The 19,730-nt window shown below is 42.6% G+C and carries 17 protein-coding genes; 3 read left to right on the forward strand and 14 right to left on the reverse strand.

Features of this window, described 5'->3' with window-relative positions; translation table 11 throughout:
• Positions 1-15: 15 nt before the first annotated feature.
• The gene (locus tag NBH14_RS20305; RefSeq protein WP_186961003.1) at positions 16-2,508 is read left to right on the forward strand and encodes a S9 family peptidase; all 2,493 of its coding nucleotides are present in this window, start codon (positions 16-18) and stop codon (positions 2,506-2,508) included.
• A 76-nt stretch (positions 2,509-2,584) separates the two neighbouring features.
• Here the strand turns inward: NBH14_RS20305 and NBH14_RS20310 are convergent, their stop codons facing one another.
• Complete coding sequence (locus NBH14_RS20310) at positions 2,585-3,586, reverse strand: malate dehydrogenase (protein WP_128134246.1); 1,002 nt, start codon at positions 3,584-3,586, stop codon at positions 2,585-2,587.
• Positions 3,587-3,768: 182 nt separating this feature from the next.
• On the opposite strand from NBH14_RS20310, the gene NBH14_RS20315 reads away from it, so the two are divergent.
• Both NBH14_RS20315 and NBH14_RS20320 read left to right on the forward strand, forming a co-directional pair.
• A complete protein-coding gene (locus tag NBH14_RS20315) occupies positions 3,769-5,583 on the forward strand; it encodes a YgiQ family radical SAM protein (protein ID WP_186961002.1) in 1,815 nt (604 codons plus the stop codon).
• Positions 5,584-5,658: 75 nt separating this feature from the next.
• A complete protein-coding gene (locus NBH14_RS20320) occupies positions 5,659-7,221 on the forward strand; it encodes a redoxin domain-containing protein (RefSeq protein ID WP_186961001.1) in 1,563 nt (520 codons plus the stop codon).
• A gap of 116 nt (positions 7,222-7,337) precedes the next feature.
• Here the strand turns inward: NBH14_RS20320 and NBH14_RS20325 are convergent, their stop codons facing one another.
• The 13 genes from NBH14_RS20325 to NBH14_RS20385 all read right to left on the reverse strand — a co-directional run bounded on the left by NBH14_RS20325 (position 7,338) and on the right by NBH14_RS20385 (position 19,717).
• On the reverse strand, positions 7,338-7,718 hold the full coding sequence (locus NBH14_RS20325) for a RidA family protein (RefSeq protein WP_122327662.1): 381 nt from the start codon (positions 7,716-7,718) through the stop codon (positions 7,338-7,340).
• 13 nt (positions 7,719-7,731) lie between these two features.
• Positions 7,732-8,484, reverse strand: coding sequence for a 23S rRNA (guanosine(2251)-2'-O)-methyltransferase RlmB (rlmB, locus tag NBH14_RS20330; RefSeq protein ID WP_007656237.1), 753 nt, complete (start codon positions 8,482-8,484; stop codon positions 7,732-7,734).
• Positions 8,485-8,626: 142 nt separating this feature from the next.
• The gene (locus NBH14_RS20335) at positions 8,627-10,567 is read right to left on the reverse strand and encodes a hypothetical protein (RefSeq protein WP_186961000.1); all 1,941 of its coding nucleotides are present in this window, start codon (positions 10,565-10,567) and stop codon (positions 8,627-8,629) included.
• A 123-nt stretch (positions 10,568-10,690) separates the two neighbouring features.
• Positions 10,691-11,104 (reverse strand): hypothetical protein, encoded by a 414-nt coding sequence (locus NBH14_RS20340; RefSeq protein WP_186960999.1) that lies wholly within the window; start codon positions 11,102-11,104, stop codon positions 10,691-10,693.
• 62 nt (positions 11,105-11,166) lie between these two features.
• On the reverse strand, positions 11,167-11,514 hold the full coding sequence (locus NBH14_RS20345) for a DUF1622 domain-containing protein (protein ID WP_007657176.1): 348 nt from the start codon (positions 11,512-11,514) through the stop codon (positions 11,167-11,169).
• 58 nt (positions 11,515-11,572) lie between these two features.
• Positions 11,573-12,334, reverse strand: a complete 762-nt coding sequence (locus tag NBH14_RS20350) for a hypothetical protein (RefSeq protein ID WP_250817727.1) — start codon at positions 12,332-12,334, stop codon at positions 11,573-11,575.
• Between the two features lie 68 nt (positions 12,335-12,402).
• Positions 12,403-14,067 carry a DNA repair protein RecN gene (gene recN / locus NBH14_RS20355; RefSeq protein WP_186960997.1) on the reverse strand — a complete coding sequence of 555 codons (1,665 nt, stop codon included), beginning with the start codon at positions 14,065-14,067 and terminating at the stop codon, positions 12,403-12,405.
• A gap of 9 nt (positions 14,068-14,076) precedes the next feature.
• Positions 14,077-14,991 carry a type IX secretion system protein PorD gene (gene porD / locus NBH14_RS20360; RefSeq protein ID WP_046147001.1) on the reverse strand — a complete coding sequence of 305 codons (915 nt, stop codon included), beginning with the start codon at positions 14,989-14,991 and terminating at the stop codon, positions 14,077-14,079.
• Positions 14,988-16,190, reverse strand: a complete 1,203-nt coding sequence (gene coaBC, locus NBH14_RS20365; RefSeq protein ID WP_186961010.1) for a bifunctional phosphopantothenoylcysteine decarboxylase/phosphopantothenate--cysteine ligase CoaBC — start codon at positions 16,188-16,190, stop codon at positions 14,988-14,990. The genes porD and coaBC overlap by 4 nt, the downstream gene beginning before the upstream one ends.
• 113 nt (positions 16,191-16,303) lie before the next feature.
• Positions 16,304-17,455: an iron-containing alcohol dehydrogenase gene (locus NBH14_RS20370; RefSeq protein WP_186960996.1), complete on the reverse strand. Its 1,152-nt coding sequence runs from the start codon at positions 17,453-17,455 to the stop codon at positions 16,304-16,306.
• Positions 17,456-17,459: 4 nt separating this feature from the next.
• Positions 17,460-18,233, reverse strand: a complete 774-nt coding sequence (locus NBH14_RS20375; RefSeq protein ID WP_007657182.1) for a 3'-5' exonuclease — start codon at positions 18,231-18,233, stop codon at positions 17,460-17,462.
• Positions 18,234-18,243: 10 nt separating this feature from the next.
• On the reverse strand, positions 18,244-19,368 hold the full coding sequence (gene dnaN / locus NBH14_RS20380; RefSeq protein ID WP_007657184.1) for a DNA polymerase III subunit beta: 1,125 nt from the start codon (positions 19,366-19,368) through the stop codon (positions 18,244-18,246).
• Between the two features lie 196 nt (positions 19,369-19,564).
• Positions 19,565-19,717, reverse strand: coding sequence for a DUF4295 domain-containing protein (locus NBH14_RS20385; RefSeq protein WP_005638125.1), 153 nt, complete (start codon positions 19,715-19,717; stop codon positions 19,565-19,567).
• Between the last annotated feature and the right edge of the window lie 13 nt (positions 19,718-19,730).

Below are 19,730 nucleotides of genomic sequence, written 5' to 3' on the forward strand. Positions count from 1 at the left end.
TTAATACAAGATAACATGAATAAATGTACCTATTTACTTTCTGCATTACTTCTCTCCGCCTTTACTCTACAGGCAGCAGAAGATATAAAAGTGATGCAATTTCTGCATACCGGTCCTGTTCCGGTTAATAAACCGATCATGGCAGACAGCCTGAATGTAAACGGAAAACCTTTCGAGATCAAAAATCTGTTGAAATCGACAGTCCCTTTCGACAAAGCATTCGCCAACGCGACCATTCTGGATGCAGATACAGCTGGAATAATCAGTTTCCAGGCTCCGGAAAAAGGATATGCCCTGCATCTTTTCTCCTTTTATCTGAACAGTGACCGTTATACCAAAGGAACTTTAGAAGTTTCCGGCCCCGGTTCTTTCGATGTGTATATAAATAACAAACCGGTGAGTGCAACTTCTGAACTGACAATGGAACCGCACCGGTATGAAGTGGTTGTGAAATACCTGACAGCCGACAACGATACCTGTCCGCCTACATTAAAGGCAATCTATAAAAGTAAGGAAGAAGCGAAAGTCGTTGCTTCACTTAATCCGGATAAAAGATATACCTCACGGGATATTCTGGAAGGAACAAACTTTCGTGGCGTTAGCCTGTCTCCCAACGGCAAATATGTATTAGTGAAATATTATACACGCCTGGAAGGTGGAAAAAGCGAATCATACGCTCAATTGCGTGAAGCCGCCAGCGGACGTATCCTTTTGCAGGATAAAGGATTTATCATGAGTGCCAGCTGGATGCCGACCAGTAATAAAATGTATTTCACCCGTACCGGCATGAATGGAAAGGAACTGGTGACAGTCGATCCGGCCAACATGCAGGAAGAGATACTGGCAGATAACCTGCCGGAAGGTAGCTTCAACTTTACCCCGGATGAAAAGACACTCCTCTTCACCATACAGGAGGAAGGTCCGAAGGATGGCCCCGACATGCTCCGTATCCTCGAACCGAACGACCGTCTGCCGGGATTCCGTAACCGTTATTTCATTTGGCGCTACGATCTGCAATCCGGACTATACGAACAACTGACATTCGGACATAACAGTACATATATTAATGATGTCAGCCCGGACAGCCGTTACCTGTTGTTCAGTACCAGTGAAACGGATTATACATCTCTACCTCATTCCAGCAACTCGTTATACAAACTCGACTTGCAAACGATGGCAGTCGATACCCTTTGGGAACATGCCAAATATGTGAACGGCGGAACTTTCTCTCCCGACGGAAAACAATTACTGGTTAGCGGATCGGGAAATGCTTTCGGTGGAATAGGTTTAAATATCAGGGAAGGACAAATCTCAAATACATACGACGGCCAGTTGTTCTTGTATGATCCGGCTACCCGGAAAGCAACGGCACTAACCAAGGATTTCAATCCGAATGTAACTGGTGCACTCTGGAACAAATACGACGGTCAGATTTATATGATGACGGAAGACCAGGACTATCTGCGTATCTATACCTGTAATCCGGCAAACGGGAAAATCAAACAGATCAATACTTCTGAAGACGTCGTTTATAATTACTCATTGGCAGAAACAGCTCCGGTAATGTATTATTACGGACAAAGTACTTCAAACGCAAACCGTTTATATGCTTACGACCTGAAAAGTGGAAAGAACCGTCTGATCTACGACCTGTCTGCTGAAAAACTGAAAAATGTTAAACTTGGAGAAGTTCATGACTGGAACTTCACGGCAGAAGACGGAACAACCATACAGGGACGTTATTATCTGCCACCAAATTTCGATCCGGACAAAAAATACCCGATGATCGTCTATTACTATGGAGGAACTTCGCCGACGAACCGTGCTTTGGAATTCAGTTACTCCATGCATATGTATGCTGCCCTGGGATATGTAGTCTATACGCTCAATCCCAGCGGAACAACCGGATTCGGACAAGAATTTGCTGCCCGCCACGTAAATGCCTGGGGAGAACCGACTGCCGATGAAATTATCCGCGGCACAGAATTGTTCTGTAAAGAACATTCCTTTGTAAACCCTAAAAAGATCGGTTGTGCAGGCGCCAGCTACGGAGGGTTTATGACACAATATCTGCAAACCCGCACCGATTTATTTGCTGCTGCTGTCAGCCATGCCGGTATCAGTGCATTGAGCAGTTATTGGGGAGAAGGATATTGGGGATATGGTTACTGTTCGGTAGCCAATACCGGAACTTATCCTTGGAATAACCCCGAGTTCTTCACTAAACACAGTCCGTTGTTCAACGCTGACAAGATCAAAACTCCGTTATTGCTGTTGCATGGCAATGCCGATACAAATGTCCCGGTTGGCGAAAGTATCCAGATGTTCCTGGCATTGAAACTACTCGGCAAGACAGTGGAATTTATCCAGGTTGACGGAGAAAACCACGGTGTAGCTGATTACAAAAAACGCCTGGAATGGCAGAATACGATCTTTGCCTGGTTTGCCAAATGGCTAAAAGATGAACCGGAATGGTGGGATGCCCTGTACCCGGAAAGAACATTATAAATAAAATTACAAAGAAAGAAAGGGAGTGCCGATTAACGGTCGCTCCCTTCTTCGTATATAACATATAAGAAACGGCTTATTTCATGTGCGGATTCAATGTATGCCACAGATGGATTTCAGGAATAATACCCATGCTGATCACTTCATCACGCAGTTTGCTCAGGTGAACATAACTTTCTGCCAGTTCTGCATTTTCTTTCGGTGTTCCTTCTACTTCTTTATAGAAAATACCGTCTTTAGTGATTTCTGTTTCCATAGCCATCATAATATGGTCGAATTTACCGGAGTGAACATATGTTCCGGCAGGCCAGCGGAATGCTTCGCCACCCATAGCGGCACGGATCATTTCGATTGACAGGTAAGACGGACTCTGGAAAGAAGAACGGCCGCGAAGTTCGATGATACGTTTTCCACCCTGTATAACTTTCACTTTCAAGTCTTCCCATTGTTCGTCTGTCAGTTCCGGAGTACCAATCAAATCCAATAACGGTTTACCGTCGACAGTTGCAGTAGAAGCAAAAACAGCCATCTGTTCGCCATGACCTCCATAAGTACGGCAACCTTTTACCAGGTTCTGACGGATTCCGAAGTGCTGTGCCAAAGCTGTTTGCAGACGGGTGCTGTCAAGTGCAGCCAAAGTACTTACCTGGGAAGGTTTCAATCCGGAATACAGCAATGTGATCAATCCGGTAATATCGGCCGGATTAAAAATAACTACCACATGTTTTACGTCCGGACAATAAGCACGGAGATCCTTTCCGAACTGAGCAGCAATTTCAGCATTACCTTTCAATAAGTCCTCACGGGTCATACCGGCTTTACGGGCTGCACCACCGGATGAAACAACATATTTGGCACCTCTCAGCGCTTCGCTGATATCGGATGTATAAGTTATGTTTGCATATTCAAATCCGGACTGGAACATTTCTTCTGCAACACCTTCCAAAGCCGGAGCAAAAGGGTCGTAAAGACAAATATTAGAAGTTAACCCCATCATTAAAGCTGTCTGGGCCATGTTTGAACCGATCATACCTGCTGCACCTACGATCGTGAGCTTTTCGTCTGTTAATGCTTTCATACTGTATTATTTTTTAATAATTATGTTTATTAAGAGAACACATATCTCATTGATAATGTTTGCCGTTTCGCCTATATTTTTCTTTTCGGTTACAAAGGTAAAACATCCTTTCCTAATATGCCAATCATTAAATTCTATCCCCTATAAGCTAAAGTTATAGCTCAAATTCCTACCTTTGCAACATGAAAACATTCAGACCGGAAGCATGGTTGCCCACCACCAAGAAAGAAGTTGAAGCGCGTGGATGGGATTATATAGATGTAATTCTTTTCAGTGGGGATGCCTATGTGGATCATCCTTCGTTTGGTGCTGCCGTTATCGGACGTACCTTGGAAGCCTTGGGACTTCGGGTGGCTATTGTTCCGCAGCCGGACTGGCGCGGAGATTATCGTGATTTTAAGAAACTGGGCATTCCCCGCCTCTTCTTCGGAGTCTCACCCGGAGCAATGGATTCGATGATCAATCATTATACGGCCAATAAACGGTTACGTAGCGATGATGCCTATACTCCGGATCGCCGAGCAGGAATGCGCCCGGATTATCCCAGCATTGTCTATACCAAAATACTGAAAGAGCTTTATCCCGACGTACCGGTCGTACTCGGTGGAATCGAGGCTTCTTTACGCAGGCTGTCTCATTATGATTACTGGCAGGACAGGTTACGACCAGGTATCCTGATCGACAGTCCGGCAGATCTCCTGATCTATGGAATGGGAGAACTACCCATGAATGAATTAGTTACCCGCCTGAAGGCCGGAGAATCTTTTAATTCATTAAAAGATATTCGCCAAACAGTTTATCTGACAGGAAAGGAAGAGATAAAGCCCGATGACATCGTGCTTTTCTCACATGAAGAGTGCCTTCGCGATAAATTAAAACAGGCTAAAAACTTCCGTCATATCGAAGAAGAATCGAACAAATATAATGCATCGCGTATTCTCCAGCAGGTTGGAAAGCAGACTATTGTAGTGAATCCTCCTTTCCCTCCTATGACGGAAGCCGAAGTCGATGCTTCGTTCGATCTGCCTTACACCCGCTTGCCGCATCCCAAATATAAGGGAAAAATCATACCGGCATTCGAGATGATCAAGTTTTCAGTAAATATGCACCGGGGATGCTTTGGTGGCTGTGCATTCTGTACAATCTCCGCCCACCAGGGAAAGTTCATCGCTTCCCGGAGCAAAGAGTCTATCCTGAAAGAAGTAAAGGCTATCACGGAAATGCCAGATTTCAAAGGATACCTGAGTGATTTGGGAGGTCCTTCCGCCAATATGTACCGGATGAAAGGTAAAGATCAGAGTATTTGTGCCAAATGTAAAAAACCGTCCTGCATCTCTCCTGCCATCTGTAAGAATCTGAATGCGGACCATACTCCGTTGCTGGACATTTATAAAGCAGTGGACAGTATGCCACAGATCAAACGCTCATTTATCGGTAGCGGCGTACGTTATGATCTGCTGTTACACCGTTACGACGATGAAATCGTAAATAAGTCGGCTCAGAACTACACGGAAGAGTTGATCGCCCGACATGTATCGGGCCGTCTGAAAGTGGCTCCCGAACATACGGAAGACAATGTTCTGAAAATGATGCGCAAACCTTCTTTCGATCAATTCGGACAATTCAAAAGAATATTCGACCGTATCAACAAGCAGCAGGGACTTAACCAACAATTAATTCCATACTTCATTTCCAGCCATCCCGGCTGTACGGAAGAAGATATGGCAAAACTGGCTATCGAGACCAAGAAACTGCATTTCCAACTGGAACAGGTACAGGACTTCACTCCTACACCCATGACGCTGGCTACGGAGATATATTACACAGGTTATCATCCTTATACATTAGAAAAAGTATATACAGCCCGTACAAAAGAACAGAAACTGGCACAACGGCAATTCTTCTTCTGGTATAAACCGGAATTTCGCAGGCAGATAACCCAGGCATTACAAAAAATAGGAAAAAAAGATCTGCTTACTAAATTATTCGGCCGGTAAACAATAATATTTCACCTATCCTGCTTGTTAATTACGAAAAAATCGTAATATTGCATTTACTTAATTCATATAAATATGGTAAAAGCACTTTTAGCAGGTGTATCGCTTATATTCGCTATATCTGCACAAGCACAAAACGAATTCACGATAAAAGGCAAAATCTCCGGACTGGAGGACAGTACCCAGATTGTCCTTTATCGTAGTGACGGACAAGTCATGAGCCAGATCGCTCAGGATACGGTCATTAATGAATGTTTTACCTTCAAAGGTGAAACCGTCGACAATGCTCCCGAAGCATTAATGGTCTCCAGCCATGACAAAGGATTTCCAAACACCTGGCTGGATGTGTGGGTGGCTCCCGGCAAAGAGACAACCGTTACCGGTAATAATAAACTTATCAGAACATGGAATGTATCGGCCGATATCCAGGAACAGCAGGATTTAAACCGGTATGCCGACGCTTGCCGGGAAGAATGCAATAAAGAACAGGAAATCTATATACAGTTAATGGATTTGTTCTCCAAAGGAAGGACGGGCAATCCTTCCGAAGAAGAAAAGAATGCGATCAGGAATGAAATGAAAGAACTTCAGGAAAAAACGGATTCATTACGACTGATCTCCTCCCAAAAAGAAATCGAAATAATGCAGCAAACTCCTAAAGGAACAGTCTGGATGGATAAATTGCTAGGCCAATGCAAGCAAAGTAAATACATGGAGAACTATCCTTATAAGGAAGATTTGATTGCTTTATACAACAAGTTATCCGATAATGAGAAAAACTCTCAGGCTGGTAAGGAAATCACGGTATGTCTTTATCCTCCCGTTACAGTGAAAGAAGGCGATGAAATGGCGGATACCGACCTCTACGACCTGCAAGGCAATATTCATCATCTGGCCGACTATAAAGGTAAATATCTCCTGGTCGATTTTTGGAGCCGCGGTTGTGGTCCTTGTATGATGGCTTTGCCGGAAATGAAAGAAATATCCGAAACATGGAAAGACAAAGTAACTGTCATAAGTCTGAGCACAGACACAGAAAAAGGATGGAAAGAGATTTCTAAAACGAAAGATATGTCATGGGTAAACCTGAATGATTTTGGAGGAATGAGCGGACTGGCAGCTAAATATAATGTAAGAGGAATACCTCACTACGTCATTATCTCACCGGAAGGGATCATCCTGCATAGCTGGAGCGGATACGGAAAAGGATTACTTAAACGTAAGCTAAACAAATGGGTAAACAAATCAGACCGTATTATGTCTGTGAAAAAGGAAGGAAACACGACCATTGTTGATTTTCCTATCGAAAAATCAAGCAATACGGAAACTGTAGAGATCAACAGAATAGAGTTGACCGGTTCTGAAACGATTTTCCATATGAAAGCCTTTAACTCTCCCGGATACTGGGTAAGTATCGGTAAGGACACTTTCCTGAAAACAGAAGACGGTACTCATTATCCGCTAACATCAGCAGACGGCATCACACCGGACGAACGCTTCACAATGCCGGAATCAGGTGAGTACTCTTTTAAGTTGCACTTCCCCGCTTTGCCGGCCGGAACAAAAACAGTCGATTTCATCGAAGGTGATTGCGATTCCTGTTTCAAAATAGTAGGTTTGTCACTGACTCAAGAATAAAGATACGGGCTTGTCTGAAAAAAATAAGGGACTTTTGAAATGTTAAGACAGGACTTTTAAAAACGAAAGTCCTGACTTTTAACTTCAAAAGTCCCTTATTTTTTTGACAGTGATTATCAAGCCTTTACAGCGATCACTTCAATCTCTACCAAACCATTCTTCGGCAAAGTCTTTACAGCAACAGCCGAACGTGCCGGAAAAGCACCTTCAAACTGAGAGGCGTATACTTCGTTCATCGCTCCGAAATCACCCATATCAGCAAGAAATACAGTCGTTTTGACTACGTCGCTGATATCAAGACCGGCTTCTGCCAGGATAGCCTTCACATTCTTGAAAGCCTGAGCTGTCTGTTCCTTTACAGCTCCTTCTACGAAATTACCGGTTGCCGGATCGATACCCAGCTGTCCGGAAGCGAAAAGCATATTTCCTACTTGTATGGCCTGGCTGTAAGGACCGATGGCGGCCGGTGCATTTGTTGTTGCAATAACTTTTTTCATTGTGTTTATCTTTTTAGTTGTTTTGTTCTTCATTCATACGCTGGCGGACAACCTCATAAATCAGGATGGAGCTGGCTACCGAGACGTTCAGGGAACCGATCGTTCCGAACTGCGGTATTTTCACCATGCTGTCGCAGATTCGCAGGTTATCCATAGAAACTCCTTTATCCTCTGCTCCCATTACGATAGCAACCGGACCGTCATATTTGATAGAAGTATAGTTCTCGTAAGCTTTTTCGCTGGCTGCATATACCTTGACACCGCTTGCCTGTAAAAAGCGGATGGATTCTTCAATACTTTTCTCTTTACAAACAGGCAATACATGCAACGCTCCGGCAGATGTTTTGATGGCATCCGCATTCACCGTCACGCTTCCTTTTGCCGGAATAACAATGGCATCCACACCGGCACATTCGCAGGTACGGGCAATTGCCCCGAAATTACGGACATCGGTTATACCGTCCAAAAGTACGATGAAAGGATTCTTTCCCTGTTCATAAACGAAAGGAATAATATCTTCCAGACGCTGATAAGTAACAGCTGGAATAAAGGCGATCACTCCCTGATGATTCTTCCGGGTCAGGCGGTCAAGACGTTCGGCCGGTACACGCTGTACAGGAATATCACGTCCTTTCAGCACCTCGAACAATTCACGGGAAAGTTCTCCCTGCAACTCGCGCTTAACAAGTATTTTATCTATTTCCTTATCGGCCTGGATAGCCTCGATTACGGCACGTATGCCGAATACCATTTCGTTTTCCTTCATATTCCTTATTATCAGCAGTTTATTATATAAATTGCAAATATATAACCACTATACAACTACAATCTATGCTTATTTTACTGCAAAGATAAGAATATTATATCAACCAGCAGTCATCTGATTATGGCAAGCGGATAAAAACAAGCTATATATCAGACAACCCACCCGGGGCATATATCACCCCTTTAGACTTTGGCTCTACTTTATCATTGCCTTTTGTTCGAATAAGAATCGCTCCGGTAAAGCCTAAAGAGGTATACCGTAATGCCTGTGCCGGCGTAAGTCTTTCGATAGAACGAATATCCGCAGGATGCAGAGATTCCAAAGCCCAGGTTGTATCGACTACGTATCCGTCAAGCAAAACAACCAACGTATTCCCATTTCGGGTAATTGAATTACCAATTAAAGCCGCTCCCCGCGTCGTTCGTATCTCATATTTCTCATTTACAGACATTTTTTCATCTTCTCCCTGCTGAATCTCACATATTTCAAATCCGATCATTCGTTCCAGGTAAGGGATTATGTTGGGATACGACGGATTTTCAAATTCTTTTTCACCCAAATAATTTACGCCATAAAACTCTTTTGTAGAGGGAATGTCTTCCTTTATACGAGCCGTAACAGTGATAGAAGGCAGATGGTAGATTGAAAAAGAATCAATATAGGCAGAAGAAGCAGGCTCCTTTATGCCCATAGAAAATTCTTTATACAAATTTACCACACCCGGAAAAGTATCATTATCCATTATTATCTTATAATCATAACTTTTCCCTTTCTCATTATAGGCTTGCAAAAAGAAACTCTCTCCTTCCTTAAAATCATCAACACCGATAACAAAACGTCCATTTAGAATATCTGCATCATAAGTAAAGCCTTTATCATTATTAATGGCAATCAGATGTCCTTTTTTAAGAGGGCGACCGGATTCTGTTTCAACATATCCCGATAAAGCCAATACATCTTCCGGTTTATAAAGATAATCATAAGAATCCTGCAATATATCCTGCCACATAAAGCGTCCCCATTTTCTGGTTAGCAAATATGTCCTCAATTTATTCGTTGAGTCCATACAAAGTGCCAGATCAGGAATGGGTCGGGACAAATCACTGTTAAGTAATGCTGCCTTTTCTTCTGTTGTAAATTGATTGGCAAAACTGCGCCAGGAATCATAATAAATTAATGTTTCTGAAACCACCCGGTTCTTTTTGTCCAATAAGATACCGGCTATCAACCCCGACGTATAATCTGTAAACGGAATAACACCACTTCTATGTGCTGTATCGATCTTTTGTTGCAAACAGACCGCTCCCCTGTGGAAAAGCATAAAAGAGTAGGTATCGGCATCATCATCGGAGAAAAGTATATTATAACAAATTCGTTCCCTGTTCTGATTTAATTGCAACACAGGCACTGAGGTTACAGGCGGACAAGGAAAACGATGTGACCCTATCCGAATATAATATAAAGACGAAGAATCAGGAATAAAAGAAAAAGAACCGATCCCATAGCTATCTGTAACCAAATTGGAATAAACCGTATCAGACGAACCTTTGCACAGAGAAGCAGTTGTTTGTACCGGCAATCCATTTTCATCTTTTACTTCAAAAGCTACATTTTGCAAACTGCCGGATAACAAATGACCTCCTTCAGGGTAAAAATAAACATGGCTGGGAATGCTACCGCTATACCGGGTAGTCGATAGGTTATTGACCGGTATTGTTATTAGAGTAAAAGCCGTTGGAGAAAAATTTTGCATCAAACGAGTATAAGCACGCAGATAATAATTACCGGAAGACAAATCTGTTTCCAGAAATAACTCTCCCTTAAAACAAGCGGAATCACACTTATATTTCTGTCGGCACAAAACAGAATCTTCCCTGTTTATTAATTCTATATAAACATATTTACTATAAGTTGAGGGTTCTAAAGTAGTCGCTTCCAGTAAGGCTCCGGAAAAAGAAATAGTATCTCCCTGTCTGTAATCAGAATGATCGGTATGCAATAAAATCTTTTCACTTCGCAAAAAAGTAAACGAAGCAAAAATATTTGTTATACAGGCCAATAATAAAAAACAGAAAGTTTTCATATTTCTATCCGACAAAAGTTTAGTAACAAATATAATAATAAAATCGGCAATAAACTATTGAAAAACATATTTTACATTACTTTTATCACAGATTCCTATTAATTTGAAACAAAACAGTTTTCTTTATTGCTGTTTTTTCCCTTGAATAAGAAATAATACTCCTGTTATAATCAGTGCAGATGACAAACCTGTATAAAAAACGGAAATAAAAGAGTCCGGCAATATACGGGAATGACGGATTCCCACTCCTAAAGTGATCATAAAAAACATTACAATCCAACCTTTGGCATCAAAGAAAGAAAAAGGACAATTCTTTTCTCCTTTTTGGGCAATACGACGGCTATGCTTTCTGAACAAACGTAAAAACACAAAATTAAGGAATAACAGAAACACAATAACTGCTTCTCCCACCTTTAACACCGAGTAATGGGCATCATGCATCCACGTAAGAATTCCGATCCGGAGAATATTGACTCCGGCTATAATCCATACGCAACCTGCTATAAATAATAATATCCGCTTATTGACTCTGAACATCCGTCTACTTTTACTGAAATGCAAAAGTACGATTTTTAACGACATATCCTAATCCTGACAGTTCATGAGGCCTCCTTTTCACTATCCAACTCCTTGATCTCCTTATTCAGAAAAACGGAAAGGATGGTCCTTAAAACAACAATACCGCCAAGGATAGCCAGTTCGTCCAAACTGGGCTCCAAGACGGTTTTAAGAATATCTGAAGCGATCAACAACTCCAATCCCAATAATAAATAAGTACCTAATTCCGCTCGCAGCCGACGGATATTGACTGTTGAATATTGTCCGGTAAATCTCTTGAGTTCGTTTCCGAGAAAAGAGATAAAAGCGACCAGTGCCCCGTAAGTAACGATCAGCAGGCTTACCACGCTGATAACCGTAGCCAGAATATTTAGAAAATGCGTGAACATGAGTTTATTCTTTATATTAGGAACAAACTCATGTTCCGGAAAGTTCAATCAGTAATTTTCAGCTTCTGCGGTAAACTTCAGAGCGTTTACTTTCCTGCCGTTTATTGTCTTTTTCCTTTTTATCCTTTTCTTTTCTGTCTTTGTCTTTCCTGTCTCTATCATGGTCGCGGTCTCTCCGGTTGTCCGGTCTTTTGTCCTTATCGTAACGATCATTTCCCGGTCTGGACGGTTTATTGAAATGCTGGTTATTATTGGGACGATTATGATTGTCCGGACGCCACTGTCCGTTATCATGATGACCGGGACGATCATATTTACCCCGATACCACTTGCCGTCATCAAAACGCCCATTCCATCGTCCGTTTGAATATTCCCATTGATTATGCCAGTAATGATCTTCATAACGCCAGCAAATATCGGAGGGACGATAATTCGGATAGTGGGGGTTATTATACCATCCCTGATAATCATGGATACGCTGCGGACGTTCGCGAACAAAATGAACATACAGACGGAACTGCGAAGGGGAAAGAACTCGTTGTAACTTACGGTCACGTTCCATACGCAGATTAAAAATCTTCTTGGCAGACTGATCCCAATAGCGGTAATGCTTACGGGCTTCCTTTTCTATTCTCTGACCGTACTTATGTACGATATTATGATAATCGGCAGCTTGTCTTCCATTCAGACGCATGGCCTGTTCCATCCAGAGACAACTCTGGCAATGTGGCTCATTCCAACCAAAACTGATCCAAAACTGAGCTTGTCCCGGCAAACTGCACAATAAAATCAACAAACATATAAAGCTAATCCGTTTCATGACTGTTCATTTTTAGTTAGTAATTACATCTATGACCGTTCTGAGAAGAAAAGGTTTAACAGACATAATCAACGTTTGGTTTTCAATAACTCTTTTGCATTGGCTATTGAAGCACCGGTTAGTGACGCACCGCTCAACATGCGGGCAACCTCTTTAACACGTTCTTCTTTATTCAATTTCTTAATGCGGGTTATCGTACGTTCCGTTGTATCTTCCTTATAGACAAAGAAATGATCTTTACCTTTCGCAGCAATCTGTGGCAAATGGGTAATGGTTATCACTTGCATCTTTGTACCCAGATCCTGCATAATATCCCCCATTTTATCGGCGATATCACCGGAAACTCCTGTATCCACTTCATCAAAAATAATAGCGGGAAGAGCTGTGAAGCCGGCAATCATTGCCTTGATGCATAACATAAGACGGGATATTTCACCACCGGAAGCAGTTTGGGCAACCGGTTGCAGTTCGCCACTCTTATTGGCAGAGAAAAGGAAACGAATATCGTCCATTCCATCGCTTTCCGGCTCCGGACGAGCCACAAAGTCTACGGCAAACCTCACATTCGGCATCCCCAGCGGAATAACCATTTTTACCAGTTGAGAGGCAATAGCTTTGGAAGCGATCTTACGTTGCTCACTCAAAACAGCAGCCTGCTGAAGTAACTCCTGATATGATATTTCCAACTGGGCTTTTATCCCCTCGATCTGCTCGTCGAAAGAGTCTATATCATGTAGCTGTTCCGTATATTTATCCTGAATGGCAATCAATTCTTCCACAGTCGGAACCCGGTGTTTCTGTTCCAATGTGTACAAAGTGTTCAGGCGTTCGTTCACCCATTCGAGACGTTCAGGATTGAACTCGACATCTTCTTTGAGAACATCGGTTTCTGAGGCCAGATCGTTCAGATCAATATAGGCAGAACGCAGACGTTCGGCAATCTCCCTGGCTTTCGGATAAAACCTTTCCAACGAATCGGCGGTCGAAAGGGCCTCTTTGATAAGCTGCACGCTTCCCTGTTCTTCACCGTTCAGCAATTCGGTTATTTTATATAAGGATCCTTTAATATCTTCGGCATGCGACAATGTCTCCAACTCCTGCTCCAGTTCTTCCTGTTCACCGGCAACCAGATGAGCATCCGTCAGTTGCTCCAGTTGGAAACGGATATAATCCTCTTCCTGCCGGTTCTGATCAGCCTTCTCCGTCAAATCTTTCAACTCCCGTTTCAAAGAGAGATAACGCTGGTATTCTTTTCGATACAGGATCAGAAGGATTTCGTTTTCCGCCATTACATCGATTACCTTCATCTGGAAACGGTTATCTCCGAGCAACAGGTTCTGATGTTGCGAATGTATATCGATCAGTCGGCTTCCCAGTTCCTTCATGACGATAAGCGGCACAGGTGAATCGTTGACGAAAGCACGCGACTTGCCGGATGCAAACAGTTCCCTGCGAAGAATACATATTTCCGGATCATACTCCAGATCATTCACATGAAAAAATTCTTCCAGTTGATATTTGGAAACATCAAATGTTGCTTCGATCACACATTTATCCGAACCGTTCTTGATACTTTTCCCGTCGGCCCGTTGGCCCAATACCAACGACAAAGCCCCTAAAATAATAGACTTCCCGGCTCCCGTTTCACCAGTTATCACCGAAAAGCCGTTATCAAACTGAATATCCAGACTATCTATTAAGACAAAATTCTGTATGAATAAAGATCTCAGCATAATTCTCTTTTACTTTTTAAGTGGCTCCAAACGAGTTGTCATTGCCGGATACAGGTTGGAAAGCATTTTGTATCCTTCCTGCTTTTCGGTCGTTGTCGCTTTGGAATATATGGCAACAACTTCATCCAATTTGGAATCGGCAAACATTTGTAACAGGACAGATGTCGGACGGGTTTTCTTCAATTCCTCCAATGTCGGCAATAAAGACAAGATCGTAGTACGTCCGCGATCCACATTAGCAGCCATTTCATCGAGTCCTTTCCGATGGTAATTGTACCACATGTCACGATATCCTTCCGAAGCATTTTCATTCAATGCTGTTGCTATTGCATGTCGGTTACGGTCACTGTCAAAGGCTTTCCAACCGTTCCACGACATTTGAGACTGTGCCAAAGTGACAACCTGTTGCGCTTGTTGGAAAAAAGCTGTTCCGCCTCTAGGTGAAAAGCTATCGAAATCGAGTCCCAGAATCGTATATAAATAGAAAACAACAGTAGCGATCAGGTTACTGTTTAACGTATTCTCCGTATATTCCAACTGTTCGAACTCTGTGTAATCAAAGTCTAATTGTGTATCACGGAAATTCAGCAAAGTCGTTACATAACTTGAGTTGTACACCGGACGACTGGCCTGAATCTGCAATTCAGCCTTATAACTGTTATCGGTAGCCTCGTTGATAATGATATTAAAAGTACAGTCAATCCGTTCGTTGATGCCAAAGGTTGCATCCGTCCATTTCCGGGTATTGATAAACTGCGTCAAAGCGTCCTGCAAAGTAGTATATACCTGCTTATTAGTCCCCTGGATCTTATCACTGTTGATTTTGACCTGGGCATTAAACTCGTTTGCTCTATCTTGCGCATAACCGATAAAGGATGTAGTTCCCAACAGGAACAGGAATAACAGTCTTTTAATCATTTTCATTTCAATAATGTTGCCAACTTGTTTACGATATCAACAGCTACCCCTTGTTTTGATTTCAACGGATAACCGGTTGTTTCTCCCTGACGGTCGATAATGGATATCTTATTGGTATCGCAACGGAAACCAGCGCCTGCGTCACGAAGCGAATTCAACACGATGAAATCGAGATTTTTCCGCTTCAGTTTACTTTCGGCATTCGTTGCTTCGTTGTTTGTCTCCAAAGCAAAACCGACCAAAACCTGTCCTTCCCGTTTGATTGCCCCTAAAGAGGCAGCAATATCTTTGTTCGGAATCAGGTGAAGCATCATTTCCCCTTTGCTTTCGCGTTTGATCTTTTCGCCTGCCTGTATCTCCGGACGATAATCGGCTACAGCCGCACATAATATACCGGCATCCGCTCCGGGAAAAGCCGTCATGGCCGCCTGATACATTTCTTCGGCAGATTCCACATCAATCCGTTGTATATTCGGATGCGTGGTCGTCAACGATACCGGGCCGGCTATCAATGTAACTTCGGCCCCTTGCTGTGCAGAGACCTCTGCCAGTGCAAATCCCATCTTCCCGGAAGAATAGTTACCTATAAAACGTACGGGATCAATCTTTTCGTACGTCGGACCGGCTGTTATTACAATCTTTTTTTTTTCAAGGACGGTGCGGGAAGCGAAAAACTCTTCCAGAACTGCTATAATCTTGTCCGGTTCCTCCATCCTGCCTTTACCTACCAGATGGCTCGCCAATTCACCTTCAGCTGGTTCGATGATATGGTTTCCGAATGAACGGAGACGGTCCAGATTCTGTTGTGTAGAAGGATGGGCAAACATATCCAGGTCCATTGCCGGAGCGATGAAAACGGGCGCTTTGCAAGACAGGTAAGTTGTCACCAACATGTTATCGGCTATTCCGTTAGCCATCTTGCCGATTGTCGACGCTGTTGCCGGAGCAATCAGCATGGCATCTGCCCACAGCCCCAAATCGACATGACTGTGCCATGAACCGTCGCGGTTAGAGAAAAACTCACTGATAACGGGATTACTACTTAAGGCAGAGAGTGTTATCGGTGTAATAAATTCTTTCCCAGCAGGTGTTATTACAACCTGTACCTCGGCACCTTTCTTTACCAATGCACGGATAATATAAGCAGCTTTGTAAGCAGCTATACTTCCTGTAATTCCTAATATGATATGTTTACCTTTCAGCATCATTCTTATTCATTCAAATAAATATTCATCTGAAAGGGATTTTAGTTTCATCCGGAAGAAATTTGGTTTTCTCCCGGATGGAATTAATTTTCCTCCCGGATGTATCTTTTTCCTTATAAACGCAACAACAGGATATCGCGCGTTACTTTACTGTCAATATTGTGATGTTCACCCAGATGCCAGCCTTGTCTATCCACCGGAGCAGCCAATGCATCCAGGTCGTTTTCTGTAATGCCACATTCACTCAAACGGGTCTTCAACCCCATCCGGCGGAAGAAATCTTCGCAGGCCGTGATTGTTCGACGGGCACGTTCTTCTTCCGTTCCGCCGGTTATACCGAAAACAACTTCACCCATACGGGCCAGTTTTACCTGTTTCTCCTTAAACATATATGTCATAACGCCCGGCAAAAGTATTGCCAACGTCTGTGCATGGTCCAGGCCGAATTGGGCAGTCAGTGCATATCCCATACGGTGAGACGACCAATCCTGAGGAACCCCTTGTCCGATCCATACGTTCAAAGCATTGGTAGCTGCCCACATCAGATTGGCACGGATATCATAATCATGCGGATTATCCAACACCTTGAGCCCCTCCTCATAAATCACTTTCATCAGTCCCTCGGAGAAAGCATCCTGTACCTTGGCATTAACCGGATAAGTAAGATATTGTTCTACGACATGAATAAATGAGTCGACAACACCATTGGCAACCTGTCTCGCCGGTAATGAATAAGTTACTTCCGGATCAAGTATTGCAAACTGCGGAAATACCAACGGAGATGCAAAATTCAGTTTCTCACGGGTTTCGGCGCGTGAAATAACAGAACGCTCGTTCATTTCGGAACCGGTAGCCGATAATGTCAATACGACACCCAGTGGCAATGCCTTCTTAATCACACCACCTTTGGATAAAATATCCCAGGGTTCGCCTTCATAATAATAAGCTGCGGCAATGAACTTGGTGGCATCTATAACCGAACCGCCTCCTACTGCCAGCAGAAAATCAATATTTTTCTTTTTAACGACATCAACGGCCTTCATGCAGGTTTCATAATGCGGATTGGCTTCGATTCCTGAAAATTCAGTTACTTCAAAACCATTCAATGCATTTGTCACCTGGTCATAGATTCCGTTTTTCTTAATACTTCCGCCTCCATAGACCATTAACACTCTACTTCCGGCAGGAATCAAGGCGGATAAACGTGCAATTGTACCTTTCCCGAATACAACTTTTACAGGATTAGCAAACTCAAAATTATTCATTGCGTTATTTCGAATTAAAACCTCTCAATTTGATTTCGGTAAGAATCTTCTTCGTATTCAGCGGGAAGTCTCCATTCATAATCCAGGAATAATATCCGGGGTCTGTTTTCAGAACTTCTTCCACCAACTTTCCTTTGTATTTACCAAAGTTAATGACTTCTTTGCCATCTTCATTGTAGATCATGCGGCCGGCAAAATCAACATTGTTGGTAAAACTGGAATATTTGGATAAGAAGTCAATATCATTCTGCAAATCGTCCGGATAACGGTCTAACTGAGCTTTCAGAATCTCATAAGTCGCCATTGTATCGGCCTCTGCCGTGTGAGCATTTTCGAGGCTTTTGTCACAATAAAACTTATAGGCTGCAGATAATGTACGTTGCTCCATCTTATGAAAAATGGTCTGCACATCGACAAATTTACGTTTGTTCAAATCAATATCTACTCCGGCACGAAGGAATTCTTCTGCCAGTAGAGGGATATCAAAACGGTTGGAGTTATATCCGGCCAGGTCACAGCCTTCAATCTGTGCTGCCAGCGATTTGGCTATTTCTTTAAAGGTCGGGCAATCTTTTACATCTTCGTCCGTAATACCATGAATCGCTGTCGACTCCGGTGGAATGGGCATTTCCGGATTGATCCGTCTCGTCTTTGATTCTTCCTTGCCGTTAGGGTGAACTTTTACAAAAGAAATTTCAACGATACGGTCTTTTACTATATTTATACCCGTAGTCTCCAAGTCGAAAAAGACTATCGGGTTTTTCAGGTTTAATTGCATTTCTTATTTATTAGTCATTCAACATCATTGGCATAAGCAGCATCAGCTGGTCCTCATTCTCTTCGTTTTCAGCAGGAACAATTAAGCCGGCACGTGAGGGATCTGCCAATTCGAGAATTACTTCTTCCGAATTGATGTTACTTAATATTTCAATAAGGTAAGTTGCCTTGAAACCGATGTTCAATTCTGTTCCGTCAAACTGGCAAACAATCTTTTCTTCAGCAGAAGTGGAGAAGTCGATATCCTGTGCGGAAACCACCATTTCACTTTCCTTCAACTGCAATTTAACCAGGCTGCTTGCCGGATTAGAGAAAACAGATACACGTTTCAATGCATTCAGGAAAGAGATGCGGTCGATAGTAACCTTAAACGGATTTTCCTGTGGGATAACGCTGTTATAATTCGGATAACGACCTTCGATCAGACGACAAACCATTTCAAAGTTCGCACAGTTCACATAAGCATTGTTATCGTCAAACTTGATATTAACCATTTCTGTTTCCTTACCCAGCAGGTTCTTCAGTAGGTTAGCCGGCTTTTTAGGCAAAATGAAAGAAGCCCTTTCCGGTGATTTCACTGAAAGGTTACGCAAACGAACCAGCTTATGTCCGTCTGATGCGACAAACGTCAAATCGTCTGTATGGATATCAAAATAGATACCGTTCATCACCGGACGAAGTTCGTCGTCGGCAGTTGCAAAAAGCGAGCGGCTGATGCCGTTCAGCAACATTTGTGAATCCACAATGATTGCAATTGCATTATCATTCAACGGCTTTTGGAGCGGATAAGTATCCCCTTTCTGTCCGATAAAATTATATTTACCGTTCTGGAAATGGATAAAGATTTCCAGGTTTTCGTCATTGATATCAAAAGTAAGCGGTTGTTCCGGCAGTTCCTTCAACGGATCGAGCAGGATCTTGGCAGAAACAGCGAAAAGTCCGGTACCTTTTGAATTCATCACCTCAACAGAAGTAACCAGACGTGTTTCAGCATCCGAAGCTGTTATAGTCAGTTTATTACCATCAAGGTCGAACAGGAAGCTGTCGAGGATCGGTAAAGAGTTCTTAGACGCAATAACTTTGCTGATAGACTGCAAACGGGATAACAGCGCAGTGCTGGATACATCAAATCTCATGGTTCTTAATTGTTTATATTATTAATTTTATTATTTGACAATATAGTCAGGGCATATCGCAAACGCCCATACAAAAGTAAAAAAATATTTGATTAGTGAGGCAATCTTTATATGTTCTTTTCAGCAGAAAGGAAAGAACAAAAAAAGAGGCCCTTCATATCGAAGAACCTCTTTTCTATATCTTTATTAGGAAAGATTATTTCGCGAAATAATCTTTTACAGCTTCATTAGGAATCATTTCTTCCTGGAAGATGTAAGCACCAGTCTTCGGAGACTTAACCATCTTAATTACTTTTGAGTAAGTACGACCGTCACCTTTCTTAAATGTTGCAACTGCTTTTTTTGCCATCGTTTAAAATCTC

Source organism: Parabacteroides caecihominis, assembly GCF_023656785.1.
GTDB classification, from domain to species: domain Bacteria; phylum Bacteroidota; class Bacteroidia; order Bacteroidales; family Tannerellaceae; genus Parabacteroides; species Parabacteroides segnis.

Excerpts from the sequence above, each read along its gene's own strand:
- NBH14_RS20305 (WP_186961003.1), top strand. The coding sequence starts at position 16 with ATGAATAAATGTACCTATTTACTTTCTGCATTACTTCTCTCCGCCTTT.
- NBH14_RS20310 (WP_128134246.1), bottom strand. The coding sequence starts at position 3,586 with ATGAAAGCATTAACAGACGAAAAGCTCACGATCGTAGGTGCAGCAGGT.
- NBH14_RS20315 (WP_186961002.1), top strand. The coding sequence starts at position 3,769 with ATGAAAACATTCAGACCGGAAGCATGGTTGCCCACCACCAAGAAAGAA.
- NBH14_RS20320 (WP_186961001.1), top strand. The coding sequence starts at position 5,659 with ATGGTAAAAGCACTTTTAGCAGGTGTATCGCTTATATTCGCTATATCT.
- NBH14_RS20325 (WP_122327662.1), bottom strand. The coding sequence starts at position 7,718 with ATGAAAAAAGTTATTGCAACAACAAATGCACCGGCCGCCATCGGTCCT.
- rlmB (WP_007656237.1), bottom strand. The coding sequence starts at position 8,484 with ATGAAGGAAAACGAAATGGTATTCGGCATACGTGCCGTAATCGAGGCT.
- NBH14_RS20335 (WP_186961000.1), bottom strand. The coding sequence starts at position 10,567 with ATGAAAACTTTCTGTTTTTTATTATTGGCCTGTATAACAAATATTTTT.
- NBH14_RS20340 (WP_186960999.1), bottom strand. The coding sequence starts at position 11,104 with ATGTTCAGAGTCAATAAGCGGATATTATTATTTATAGCAGGTTGCGTA.
- NBH14_RS20345 (WP_007657176.1), bottom strand. The coding sequence starts at position 11,514 with ATGTTCACGCATTTTCTAAATATTCTGGCTACGGTTATCAGCGTGGTA.
- NBH14_RS20350 (WP_250817727.1), bottom strand. The coding sequence starts at position 12,334 with ATGAAACGGATTAGCTTTATATGTTTGTTGATTTTATTGTGCAGTTTG.
- recN (WP_186960997.1), bottom strand. The coding sequence starts at position 14,067 with ATGCTGAGATCTTTATTCATACAGAATTTTGTCTTAATAGATAGTCTG.
- porD (WP_046147001.1), bottom strand. The coding sequence starts at position 14,991 with ATGAAAATGATTAAAAGACTGTTATTCCTGTTCCTGTTGGGAACTACA.
- coaBC (WP_186961010.1), bottom strand. The coding sequence starts at position 16,190 with ATGCTGAAAGGTAAACATATCATATTAGGAATTACAGGAAGTATAGCT.
- NBH14_RS20370 (WP_186960996.1), bottom strand. The coding sequence starts at position 17,455 with ATGAATAATTTTGAGTTTGCTAATCCTGTAAAAGTTGTATTCGGGAAA.
- NBH14_RS20375 (WP_007657182.1), bottom strand. The coding sequence starts at position 18,233 with ATGCAATTAAACCTGAAAAACCCGATAGTCTTTTTCGACTTGGAGACT.
- dnaN (WP_007657184.1), bottom strand. The coding sequence starts at position 19,368 with ATGAGATTTGATGTATCCAGCACTGCGCTGTTATCCCGTTTGCAGTCT.
- NBH14_RS20385 (WP_005638125.1), bottom strand. The coding sequence starts at position 19,717 with ATGGCAAAAAAAGCAGTTGCAACATTTAAGAAAGGTGACGGTCGTACT.